Origin of the sequence: Pseudomonas sp. CCOS 191, from assembly GCF_001007005.1 — a bacterium.
GTDB lineage: Bacteria > Pseudomonadota > Gammaproteobacteria > Pseudomonadales > Pseudomonadaceae > Aquipseudomonas > Aquipseudomonas soli.
In genome coordinates, this window is sequence record NZ_LN847264.1 from 1,745,717 (window position 1) to 1,757,673 (window position 11,957).

The 11,957-nt window shown below is 65.0% G+C and carries 9 protein-coding genes; 5 read left to right on the forward strand and 4 right to left on the reverse strand.

Annotation, left to right across the window (positions count from 1 at the left end; genetic code table 11):
* Positions 1-37: 37 nt before the first annotated feature.
* Together CCOS191_RS07925 and CCOS191_RS07930 are read right to left on the reverse strand one after the other, a co-directional pair.
* On the reverse strand, positions 38-3,334 hold the full coding sequence (locus CCOS191_RS07925) for a PAS domain S-box protein (protein ID WP_046854717.1): 3,297 nt from the start codon (positions 3,332-3,334) through the stop codon (positions 38-40).
* Between the two features lie 62 nt (positions 3,335-3,396).
* Positions 3,397-4,275 carry a LysR family transcriptional regulator gene (locus CCOS191_RS07930; RefSeq protein WP_046854718.1) on the reverse strand — a complete coding sequence of 293 codons (879 nt, stop codon included), beginning with the start codon at positions 4,273-4,275 and terminating at the stop codon, positions 3,397-3,399.
* A gap of 132 nt (positions 4,276-4,407) precedes the next feature.
* Between CCOS191_RS07930 and leuC the strand changes: the two genes are divergently transcribed.
* From leuC to CCOS191_RS07955, 5 genes are all read left to right on the forward strand, one after another.
* Positions 4,408-5,841, forward strand: a complete 1,434-nt coding sequence (gene leuC / locus CCOS191_RS07935; protein WP_046854719.1) for a 3-isopropylmalate dehydratase large subunit — start codon at positions 4,408-4,410, stop codon at positions 5,839-5,841.
* Positions 5,838-6,479 carry a 3-isopropylmalate dehydratase small subunit gene (gene leuD, locus CCOS191_RS07940; protein ID WP_046854720.1) on the forward strand — a complete coding sequence of 214 codons (642 nt, stop codon included), beginning with the start codon at positions 5,838-5,840 and terminating at the stop codon, positions 6,477-6,479. Before leuC ends, leuD begins: the two co-directional genes overlap by 4 nt.
* Positions 6,480-6,593: 114 nt before the next feature.
* The gene (leuB, locus tag CCOS191_RS07945; RefSeq protein WP_046854721.1) at positions 6,594-7,676 is read left to right on the forward strand and encodes a 3-isopropylmalate dehydrogenase; all 1,083 of its coding nucleotides are present in this window, start codon (positions 6,594-6,596) and stop codon (positions 7,674-7,676) included.
* Between the two features lie 63 nt (positions 7,677-7,739).
* A complete protein-coding gene (asd, locus tag CCOS191_RS07950; RefSeq protein ID WP_023630514.1) occupies positions 7,740-8,852 on the forward strand; it encodes an aspartate-semialdehyde dehydrogenase in 1,113 nt (370 codons plus the stop codon).
* A 533-nt stretch (positions 8,853-9,385) separates the two neighbouring features.
* Positions 9,386-10,279: a 1-aminocyclopropane-1-carboxylate deaminase/D-cysteine desulfhydrase gene (locus tag CCOS191_RS07955; RefSeq protein WP_046854722.1), complete on the forward strand. Its 894-nt coding sequence runs from the start codon at positions 9,386-9,388 to the stop codon at positions 10,277-10,279.
* On the opposite strand, the gene CCOS191_RS07960 is transcribed toward CCOS191_RS07955, so the two are convergent.
* Entirely contained in the window at positions 10,270-10,815 is a 546-nt protein-coding gene (locus tag CCOS191_RS07960) for a cytochrome b (RefSeq protein WP_046854723.1), read from the reverse strand. The genes CCOS191_RS07955 and CCOS191_RS07960 overlap by 10 nt on opposite strands.
* 128 nt (positions 10,816-10,943) lie before the next feature.
* On the reverse strand, positions 10,944-11,936 hold the full coding sequence (locus tag CCOS191_RS07965) for a DUF1853 family protein (protein WP_046854724.1): 993 nt from the start codon (positions 11,934-11,936) through the stop codon (positions 10,944-10,946).
* Positions 11,937-11,957: the final 21 nt, after the last annotated feature.

Consider the following 11,957-nt stretch of genomic DNA (forward strand, 5'->3'; position numbering starts at 1 on the left):
CGGGTGCCCTTTTTGCGTTCTGCGGCGCATCCAGCCCTCAGTAATCCGCCGGTGCCTCCAGCAGGATCTGACGAAACTCCGGCAGCGGCAGTGGTCGGCTGTGCAGGTAGCCCTGGTACAGATGGCAGCCCTGGCGCTCGAGGAATTCAAGCTGCTCGGTCAGTTCCACGCCCTCGGCAATCACCGCGAGCTCCAGGCTGCGAGCCATGGCGACGATTGCGCGGACGATCTCGGCGTCGTTGGGGTCGACCGGCGCGTCGCGTACGAAGGTCTGGTCGATCTTCAAGGCATCCACTGGCAGACGCTTGAGGTAGGTAAGCGACGAATAGCCCGTGCCAAAGTCGTCCATGGCGAAGCTCACGCCATGGTGCTTGAGTTCGCGCATCTTGCTGATGGTGTCCTCCAGGTTCTGGATGACGATGCCTTCGGTGATCTCCAGCGTGAGCATGCGCCGGGGCAGGCGGTAGTCGTCGAGGCTGCGCAGCACCCGCTCGACGAAATCGTTCTGGCGGAACTGCCGTGGGCTGATGTTGACGCACAGGCTGAAGTCGTCAGCGTCGATCAGGCCATCGGCGAGCATGCGTGCGCAGGCGTCGCAGGCTTCGTCAAGGATCCAGCTGCCAACCTCGAGGATCAAGCCGCTTTCTTCGAGAACCTGGATGAACTGCGCCGGAGGCTGCTGGCCCAGTTGCGGGTGGTGCCAGCGCAGCAGCACTTCGGCACCGACAATACGGTTGTCGCGGGCATCGACCTGGGGCTGGAAGTGCAGGGCCAGTTCACCCCGGGCCAGGGCCAGGCGCAGGTCGCTCTCCATGCGCAGGCGCTCGCTGGCGGCCTTCTGCATGGTGGTGTGGAACAACTGCGTGGTGTTGCGCCCGGAGTCCTTGGCGCGGTACAGGGCGATGTCGGCGCGCTTGAGCAGGTCGGCGGGGGTGGCGCCATGGTCGGGGATCAGCGCCACGCCGATGCTCGGCGTGACCTGCAGGCGCTGGCCGTCCAGCGACATCGGTTCGGCCAGCAGTTCGCGCAGGGTGTCGGCCAGTTCGCGCACCTTGTTTTCCACCTGCTCGCGGCTGCCTTCCAGGCCGCTGAGCAGCACCACGAATTCGTCGCCGCCCAGGCGCGCCACGGTGTCCTCCAGGCGTACGCTGGCCTCGAGGCGGGCGGTGATGATCTTCAGTACCGTGTCGCCCACCGGATGGCCGAGGGAGTCGTTGATGTGCTTGAAGTGGTCCAGGTCGAGGAACAGCAGGGCGCCACGCAGGTTGTGGCGCTTGAGCAGGGCGATCTGCTGGCTCAGGCGGTCCATCAGCAGGGCGCGGTTGGGCAGGTTGGTCAGCGGGTCGTGGTAGGCCAGGTGGCGGATCTGCGCCTGGGCGTTCTTCAGCAGGCTGACGTCGCGGGCGTTGATCAGCAGGCAATCGGTCTCGTTGAGGCTGATCGGCTCCACCGACACTTCCACGGTGAGGATGTCGCCGCGCTTGTTGCGCCCGAGCATCTCCCGGTGATGCACCCGGCCGCGCTCGCGCAGCTCGTTGAGCAGGGCGGCGCGCTGCTTTTCGTCGGCCCAGATGCCGATTTCGTAGACCGTGCGGCCCACCACCTCCTCGGGGCTGTAGCCGGTCAGCCGGCTGAAACCGTCGTTGACCTCCACATAGCGCCCGCTGTGGCGCTCGGTGATGGTGATGGCATCGGGGCTGGAGTGAAATGCCTTGGCGAACTTCTCCTCGCTGGCCTTGAGCGCCGCCTCGGCGCGCTGCTGCTGGGTGATGTCGCGCAGGGTGGTGACGCTGCACGGCTGGCTGTCGACGCTGATCAGGCGGCTGGAGATGACGCAGGTCAGCGGCGTGCCGTTGCGGTGATTGACCACCACCGCCACATTGCTCAGGGCCTGGTCGCGGATCACCCGTTCGATGCGCTGGGCGCGTTCGGCCGACTCGGCCCACAGGCCGATTTCCTCGGCGGTGTGGCCGAGGATCTGCTCCGGGGCCCAGCCGAAGGTCTGGCTGAAGGCCGGGTTGATCTCGATGAACTGGCCACTGTCCTGGCGGGTCACGCAGATCGGGTCGGGGCTGACCTGGAACAGGCTGGCGAATTTTTCCTCCGAGGCCGTCAGGCGCTGTTCACGTTCCACCTGGTCGGTGATGTCGAGCAGGGTGCCGGCCATGCGCAGCGGGTTGCCCTGGTCGTCGCGGTACAGGCGGGCACGGCTTTCGATATAGCGCGAGCTACCGTTGTCGAGCTGTACGCGGTAGGTGATCTGGTAATTGCCCGCCGGCCCTTCGCGCAGGCTGCGGTAGGCCTGGCGCATGACGCTGCGTTCGTGCTCGGGGACGCCTTCGAAGAAGGCCTCGAATGATTCGTGAAAGGGCACCGGGTCCAGCCCGTGCAGTTGTGCGGCGCGGGCCGAGCCGTAGAGCATGCCGCTGGGGATGTGCCAGTCCCAGGTACCCAGCTGGGCCGAGTCCAGGGCCAGGTCGAGCCGCTCCTGGCTGTCCTTGAGCGCCTGTTCGGCGCGTTTGCGCTCGGTGGTGTCGACGAAGGTGCTGATCAGGTAGGTGACACCTTCGAGTTCGATGCCCTGGGTGCAGAGAATGCCATCGTGAATCTTGCCGTTGGTGGCGCGGAACTGCACTTCGAGGGTCAACGGACCGCTGCCGGCGCGGGTGGCCTCCAACACCTGGTGGCGTTGCTCGGGGTTGACCCACAGGCCCAGTTCCACGCTGGTCTTGCCGACCACCTGGGCGCCCGGCCAGCCGAACATGTGCTCGAAATGCTGGTTGACCTCGATGATCAGGCCGTCGTGGCGGCGAGTCAGGAGAATGGCGTTGGGGCTGAGGTGGAACAGGGTGGCGAAGCGCTTCTCCGAATTGATCAGTGCGGTTTCGCGCTCGCGCTGGCGGCTGATCTCGCGGATCACCCCGATCATCTGCGGGCGACCATGGGGGTCGTGGGTTAGGCTGCCGTTGATCTCCAGCCAGTGCACGCTGCCATCGGGCCAGCGGATGCGATGGCGCATGGCCTGCTCGACCGGTTCGCCGTTGACCACGGCCTGGAACGCCTGGCGGGTACGGGCGCGGTCCTCCTCGGGCAGCAGGTCGAGGTAGTCGACGTCGTTGGGCAGCGGGCGTTGCGGGTCGAAGCCGAACAGCGCCTGGGTCCCCCGCGACCAGCTTACCCGGCCACTCTCGATGTCCCACAGCCAGGCGCCCAGGCGCGCGCCATTGAGCGCGGCCAGCAACTGGGGAGCGTTCTGCCAGGCCTGTTCCGACTCCTGGGGGTCGGCCGCGGGAATACGGGGCAGGCGCGGAAAGCGGTTTGCTGATTTGGGCATCGATACCAGACCTTTGGCGGAAAACGCGTCCTTGTGGAGAGAAATGCCTTGCCTGCGACCGGTCAGGCAACCCCGGCGTGGCTGTCGAGCAGTGCCATGAAGGCCCTGGCCGCATTCGATAGCGTGCGCTCCGTGTGCAATATGTAGCCTAGCTGGCGTGACAGCTGTATGCCGGGCAGGGCGATGGGCGCAACCTGCTCATCGAGCATAGTACGTGGCAGCACACTCCAGGCCAGGCCGATCGACACCATCATCTTGATGGTTTCCAGGTAGTTGGTGCTCATGGCGATGTTCGGCACCAGGCCCTGGCTTTCGAACAGGCGCTGGACGATGTGGTGGGTGAAGGTGTTGCCGCCGGGGAACACCGCCGGGTGGCGCGCCACGTCGGCCAGGCTGACCACGCCGTTGCTGGCCAGCGGGTGCTCGGGCGAGGCGACGAAGTCCAGGGCGTCGTTCCACACCGGCACCGCCCGCACCAGGTGGTGCGGTTCGGGCGCCAGGGTGATCACGGCGATTTCGGCACGACCATGCAGGACCTCGTCGTAGGCCGCCTCCGAGTCGAGGAACTGGATATCCAGGGCAACCGCGGGGTACTGGCGGGTGAAGGCGCGCAGCAGCGGCGGCAGGCGGTGCAGGCCGATGTGATGACTGGTGGCCAGGGTCAGGCGACCGCTCACCGCCCCGGTGAGGTTGGTCAGCGCGCGGCGGGTATCATCCAGTACATTGAGGATCTGGTAGGCACGAGGCAGCAGGGCGCGGCCGGCCTCGGTCAGGGTGACCTCGCGGCCCAGACGGTCGAACAGGCGCACGTCCAGTTGCTGCTCCAGGCCGGCGATGCGCTTGCTGATGGCCGGCTGGGTCAGGTGCAGGCGTTCGCCGGCCCCGGAAAAACTGCCGGTTTCGGCGATGGCGATGAAGGCGCTGAGATTGGCGAGGTCCATTCAGTTCGAATTCCTGATGGTTATGCAAAGCATGAAAATTATGAATTTGAGTTATTCAATCTATCGCCATAGCATCGTCCGTACAAGCCAAGGGGTCTTTGGCATAGAAAGACGCTGATGAGGAACAGTCTGATGGCTGGCAAAACGCTCTACGACAAACTCTGGGAAGCTCATGAGGTCAAGCGCCGCGATGACGGCTCGTCCTTGATCTACATCGATCGCCATATCATCCACGAAGTGACCTCGCCCCAGGCTTTCGAAGGCCTGCGCCTGGCCAGCCGCAAGCCGTGGCGCATCGATGCCAACATTGCCACCCCTGACCACAACGTACCGACCACGCCGGAGCGCAAGGGCGGTATCGAGGCCATTGCCGACCAGGTGTCGCGCCTTCAGGTGCAGACCCTCGATGAGAACTGTGACGAATATGGCATCGTCGAATTCAAGATGAATGACGAGCGTCAGGGTATCGTCCATGTCATCAGCCCGGAGCAGGGCGCGACCTTGCCGGGCATGACCGTGGTCTGCGGCGACTCGCACACCTCCACCCATGGCGCATTTGGCGCCCTGGCCCATGGCATCGGCACTTCCGAGGTCGAGCACGTGCTCGCCACCCAGTGCCTGGTGGCCAAGAAGATGAAGAACATGCTGGTACGCGTCGAAGGCCAATTGCCCGCCGGCGTCACTGCCAAGGACATCGTCCTCGCCGTGATCGGCAAGATCGGCACCGCCGGCGGTAACGGCCACGCCATGGAGTTCGCCGGCAGCGCCATCCGCGAGCTGTCGATGGAAGGCCGCATGACCATCTGCAACATGTCCATCGAAGCCGGTGCCCGTGTGGGGCTGGTGGCTGTCGACGGCACTACCGTCGCCTATGTCGAAGGCCGTCCGTACGCGCCGAAGGGCGAGCAGTGGACGCAGGCCGTCGAGGCCTGGAAAGGCCTGGTGTCGGACGCCGACGCCGTGTTCGACACCGTGGTCGAGCTCGATGCCGCGCAGATCAAACCGCAGGTCAGCTGGGGCACTTCGCCGGAGATGGTCCTGGCCGTCGACCAGCGCGTGCCGGACCCGGCCGCCGAGCCCGACCTGATCAAGCGCGGCTCGATCGAGCGCGCCCTCAAGTACATGGGCCTGGCCGCCAACCAGGCGATCACCGATATCCAGCTCGACCGCGTGTTCATCGGCTCGTGCACCAACTCGCGCATCGAAGACCTGCGCGCCGCCGCCGAGATCGCCAAGGGTCGCAAGGTCGCCGCCAACGTCAAGCAGGCGCTGGTGGTGCCGGGCTCGGGCCTGGTCAAGGCCCAGGCCGAGCGCGAAGGGCTGGACAAGATTTTCCTCGAGGCCGGCTTCGAGTGGCGTGAACCGGGCTGCTCGATGTGCCTGGCGATGAACCCGGACCGCCTGGAAAGTGGCGAGCACTGCGCGTCCACCTCCAACCGCAACTTCGAAGGTCGTCAGGGCGCCGGTGGCCGTACCCACCTGGTCAGCCCGGCCATGGCCGCCGCCGCCGCGGTGACCGGCCACTTCATCGATGTCCGCGAGTTGATCCAAGGGAGCGCAGCATGAAAGCCTTTACCCAACACACTGGCCTCGTCGCGCCATTGGATCGTGCCAACGTCGACACCGACCAGATCATCCCCAAGCAGTTCCTCAAGTCGATCAAGCGCACCGGCTTCGGCCCCAACCTGTTCGATGAATGGCGCTACCTGGACGTCGGCCAGCCTTACCAGGACAACAGCAAGCGCCCGTTGAACCAGGACTTCGTGCTCAACCACGCGCGCTACCAAGGTGCCAGCGTGCTGCTGGCGCGGGAGAACTTCGGTTGCGGCTCGAGCCGCGAGCATGCCCCGTGGGCACTCGACGAGTACGGTTTCCGCAGCGTGATCGCGCCGAGCTTCGCTGACATCTTCTTCAACAACAGCTTCAAGAATGGCCTGTTGCCGATCATTCTCGACGCCGTCGAGGTCGACGAGCTGTTCAAACAGGTCGAGGCCAACCCGGGCTACCAGTTGACCATCGACCTCGACGCCCAGGCCGTGACCCGTCCGGACGGCAAAGTGCTGAAGTTCGAGATCGACGCGTTCCGCAAGCACTGCCTGCTCAACGGCCTGGACGATATCGGCCTGACCCTGCAGGACAGCGATGCGATCAAGGTGTTCGAGGGCAAGCACCGCGCCAGCCAGCCGTGGTTGTTCCGCGATTGATCGAAGGCCTCATCACCACGCGTGGAAGCGGGCTTGCCCCGCGATGAGGCCCGTTGGACACTGAGTTTATCGGCGCGCCGACAGGGCGCGCCGCTTGATTGGATAGAGGAAAGCATGAGCAAGCAGATTCTGATTCTCCCAGGTGATGGCATCGGTCCGGAAATCATGGCCGAGGCGGTCAAGGTGCTGGAACTGGCCAACGACAAGTTCCAGCTCGGCTTCAGCCTCACCCACGACGTGATCGGTGGCGCGGCCATCGACAAGCACGGCGTGCCGCTGGCCGACGAGACCCTGGAGCGTGCCCGCCAGGCTGACGCCGTGCTGCTGGGCGCCGTGGGTGGCCCGAAGTGGGACAAGATCGAGCGTGACATCCGCCCGGAGCGCGGCTTGCTGAAGATCCGCTCGCAACTGGGCCTGTTCGCCAACCTGCGTCCGGCCATCCTCTATCCGCAACTGGCCGACGCTTCGTCGCTCAAGCCAGAGATCGTCGCTGGCCTGGACATCCTCATCGTCCGCGAGCTGACCGGCGGCATCTACTTCGGCGCGCCACGCGGCCAGCGCGAGCTGGAAGGCGGCGAGCGCCAGGCGTACGACACCCTGCCGTACAGCGAAAGCGAAGTGCGCCGCATCGCCCGCGTCGGCTTCGACATGGCCCGTGTACGCGGCAAGAAACTGTGCTCGGTGGACAAGGCCAATGTCCTGGCTTCCAGCCAGCTGTGGCGCGAAGTGGTCGAGGAAGTGGCCAAGGACTACCCGGACGTCGAGCTGAGCCACATGTACGTCGACAACGCCGCCATGCAGCTGGTGCGCGCGCCCAAGCAGTTCGATGTGGTGGTGACCGACAACATGTTCGGCGACATCCTGTCGGATGAAGCTTCCATGCTCACCGGTTCCATCGGCATGCTGCCGTCGGCGTCGCTGGATGCCGACAACAAGGGCATGTACGAGCCGTGCCACGGTTCGGCGCCGGACATCGCCGGGCAGGGCATCGCCAACCCGCTGGCGACCATTCTCTCGGTGTCGATGATGCTGCGCTACAGCTTCAACCAGACGGCCGCCGCCGAGGCGATCGAGCAGGCGGTGAGCCTGGTGCTGGACCAGGGCTTGCGCACCGGTGACATCTTCTCCGAAGGTTGCCGCAAGGTCGGTACGCAGGAAATGGGCGACGCAGTAGTCGCAGCGCTGCGGAATCTGTAATCTCTCTGGCCCGCCATCCAAAACTCCCGGTGGCGGCCCACTTTTAGCAAAGGTGTAGTTGCGATGAAACGTGTAGGTCTGATCGGTTGGCGTGGAATGGTCGGTTCCGTGCTCATGCAGCGGATGCTCGAAGAGCAGGACTTCGACCTGATCGAGCCGGTGTTCTTCACCACCTCCAATGTCGGTGGCCAAGGCCCGGCGGTGGGCAAGGACATTGCGCCGCTCAAGGATGCCTACAACATCGAAGAGCTCAAGACCCTCGACGTCATCCTGACCTGCCAGGGCGGCGACTACACCAACGAAGTGTTCCCCAAGCTGCGCGAAGCCGGCTGGCAGGGTTACTGGATCGACGCGGCCTCGTCCCTGCGCATGCAGGACGACGCGGTGATCATCCTTGATCCGGTCAACCGCAAGGTCATCGACCAGCAGCTGGATGCGGGCACCAAGAACTACATCGGCGGCAACTGCACCGTCAGCCTGATGCTGATGGGCCTGGGCGGCCTGTTCGAAGCCGGCCTGGTCGAGTGGATGAGTGCCATGACCTATCAGGCGGCTTCTGGTGCCGGCGCGCAGAACATGCGTGAGCTGATCAAGCAGATGGGCGGTATTCACGCGGCGGTCGCCGACGACCTGGCCAACCCGGCCAGCGCCATCCTCGACATCGACCGCAAGGTGGCCGAGGCCATGCGTGGCGAAGGCTTCCCGACCGACAACTTCGGCGTGCCGCTGGCCGGCAGCCTGATCCCGTGGATCGACAAGGAACTGCCGAACGGCCAGAGCCGTGAAGAGTGGAAGGCCCAGGCCGAGACCAACAAGATCCTCGGGCGCTTCAAGAGCCCGATTCCGGTCGACGGTATCTGCGTGCGGATTGGCGCCATGCGTTGCCACAGCCAGGCGCTGACCATCAAGCTGAACAAGGATGTGCCTTTGGCGGATATCGAAGGCATGATCAGCCAGCACAACCCTTGGGTGAAGCTGGTGCCGAATCAGCGTGAGATCAGCATGCAGGAGCTGAGCCCTACCCAGGTGACCGGGACCCTGAACGTGCCGGTCGGGCGTTTGCGCAAGCTGAACATGGGGTCGCAGTATCTCGGGGCATTTACCGTTGGTGACCAGTTGCTGTGGGGGGCTGCGGAGCCGCTGCGGCGGATGTTGCGGATTCTGCTGGAGCGGTGATCTGGGTGGTTTGAGTTTGGATTTTGAAGGACCCGTGTTGCGAGAGTGATGCGGGTTTTTTTATTGGTGCTAGATTGGTTGTTGGTTGTTGGTTGTTGGTTGTTGGTTGTTTTGATTTTTTTATGCGCATTCATTTGCGATGTCGACGCTTATTCACCTTTCCGCCCTTACGGCGGGTCCCTTTTTGAAGGATCAAAAAGGAACCAAAAAATCCTCGCTCCATTCATCCGGCCCTCCGCTTCGCTCCGGGTTCCCTCACTCCGGCCTTGCTCCCGGAAGGACCGCGCTGAACGCCCCATCCTGGGGCGCAGCGCTTGACGGGCATCCATGCCCGTCACCTCCCTCCGCAAGACCTGCGTTCGGCCTCCTGAAGTCGCGAAGTTACGGGCGGCGCCTGGGATGACGCAGCTGTCGCTAGTGGAACTTGGGATAAACTCTCGATCGGCAACGGCAACGGCAACGGCAACGGCAACGGCAACGGCAACGGCAACGAGCAGCACGTCTGCATCTGCGTGATCAGATAAACTGCCTCCATGTCTGATTTTTCTCTCCCCCAAGCCCCCCTGCAACGCCTTGACCTGCCTTGGTTACACGATGCGGGCGTAAATGCCGCGGTCCTGCGCCTGGACCTGATCGACCCGCTGATCAGCGGCAACAAATGGTTCAAGCTGCGTCATCACCTGCTCCAGGCCCGCAAGGCCGATGCACCGGGCCTGATCAGCCTGGGTGGCAACCATTCCAACCATCTCCACGCCCTGGCGGCCGCCGGCAAGCGCTTCGGCTTTGCCACCGCTGGGCTATTGCGTGGCCACCCCCAGGAAACACCGACGGTACAGGACCTGCGAGCCCTGGGCATGGAACTGCACTGGCTCGGTTTCGGCGGCTACCGCGCCCGCCATGAGCCCGGCTTCTGGGAGCCCTGGCAGGCCCGCTACCCGGGTTGGCACTGCATCCCTGAAGGCGGTGGCGGACAAGCTGGCGCGCAGGGCTGCGGTTTGATCGTCGCGCAATGCCGAGCGCAATTGGCAACGCTCGGCTGGACGGACTACGACGCCTGGTGGCTGGCGGCAGGCACCGGCACGACCTTGGCCGGAATGGTGCTGGAAGAGGCGGGCAGGCATGTGGTCCATGGCGCCCTGGCCGTGCCCCTCGACCACGGTGTACCGGAAACCGTCGCGGCGCTGGCGGGTGCGCACGGCTATCAGTTGCACGACGCCAGCCGTGGCGGCTTTGCCCGTATCGATGACGCGCTGCTGGCGTTTATCGCCGACACCGAACGGCAAGCCGGCATGCCGCTGGAGGCGCTCTATACCGGCAAGGCCCTGCTGGCCCTGCGCGACCGGGTCGAGGCCGGGCGTTTTGCCTCCGGCACCCGCCTGGTGTTCCTGCACACCGGAGGCCTGCAGGGACGACGCGGTTACTTGTAGGGCAGCATGCGCAACAGCGTGTTGTCGCGTCGCACATAGTGGTGATAGAGCCCGGCCAGCGCGTGCAGGCCGATCAGCCAGTACCCCCAGCTGCCGATGCGTTCATGCCAGCCCTTGATGAACTTGCTCAGGTCCGGATCCGCGCCGACGATGGCCGGCAGCTCCAGGCCATAGAACGGGATCGGCTTGTCGGCGGCACTGAGAATTGCCCAGCCGGCCAGCGGCAGGCCGATCATCATCAGGTACAGCAGCAGGTGTACCAGGTGCGACAGCCCCGTCTGCCAGGCCGGTGGCCTGGGCACGATCGGCGGAGTGGGGCGCGACAGGCGCATGGCCAGGCGCAGCCAGACCAGCACGAACACCGTCAGCCCGAGCATGAAGTGCAGGTCTTTCATCAGGTCACGCTCGGCGCTGCCCTTGGGGAACAGGCCGCGCAGTTCGATGCAGGCGTAGACGGCGGCCAGCAGCACCAGCATCAGCCAGTGCAGGGCAATCGACAGCCGCGCGTAATGGGTCGCGGGAGTGGATGAAACCATGGTGGGTCCTCGTCATCAGGTCGGAAAGGGCGCTCTTGTCGGCGCCTGGCTGTCATCGTACGGGGGCGGTGTAAAAATTGTGTTGATATGGGCAGGCAAGAATGTCTCGTGCAGGCTGGTCTGCTCCGTCACCCCTGCGGAAGATGTGGCCACCTGTCTGCCACCAGAAACACCCGCTCGGCTTCCTGCCAGGCGCCGTCTTCATCCTCTTCAAGCCTGACCAGCAACTGCGCCGGGGCCACCTCATCCAATGCTTGCAACCAGCGGTCGAACTGCTCGGCTGCCCAGCAACTGCCTGCTTCGACCCGCGCCGGCGCCAGCCACCCATGCCGGGGCAGCGGCTGCCAACGTCCGGGAGGGCAGTGCGCGAGGTAGTTCGCCCAGTCCCGACGATGCAGCCAGTGCCCGCGCAAATGCGCCGGATGGGCGCCAGCAGGCGCTTCGGCATGTCCGGGCCAGGGGTAGAACAGATAGCCGCCGAGCCATAGCTGGGCCTCGACCTCGGCGATTCCCAGGTCGGCCAGCGCGGTGCGACTATGAGGCTGGCCGGAGATGGTCAACTGATGCCCGGTCAGGTGCGCCAGCTTGGTCCCGAGGCGGTCATGGCAGCCGGGGCCTAGCCAGTTTGCCGGGTCCTGCCCGTCGTCGGCAGGCGGTCCCAGGTAGAGCTTGATGGCCAGCTCCAGATGATGATCGCCCTCGCGGTCGCGCAGCAGAATGTCCAGCTCGCCCAGAGTATGCCCGCCGTCACGGATCGCCAGGTTGGCCGCCAGCAGTTCGATGCCCGGTGCCTGGTGCAGGGCGAACTGCCACAGGCTTTCGTAGTACAGACCGAGCCGCCGGCTGTTCAGGCGTGCCAGCCAGGCCAGCAGCGGCCCGGGGGCCTGGTCGAGGCTGACCAGCCAGCTGCCCAGGGCCTGCGGATCGTCAGCCCAGGCGCTGCCCTTGAGCGGGTGACGCTGGGCGCAGGCGGCGTCCTCCAGCAGCGGCGGTGACAGCAGCGCCCAGGCCAGGTCGCGCACCGCGGGGTGACGCAGTTGGCGGGGCAGGGGTTCGAGGTCGGCGAAGGGCGTCATCCTGCGAGCATAGCCGGTTTGCCGCTGGCCGGTCCTTTCGCCCATAATCCCGGCATTGTCACCCCG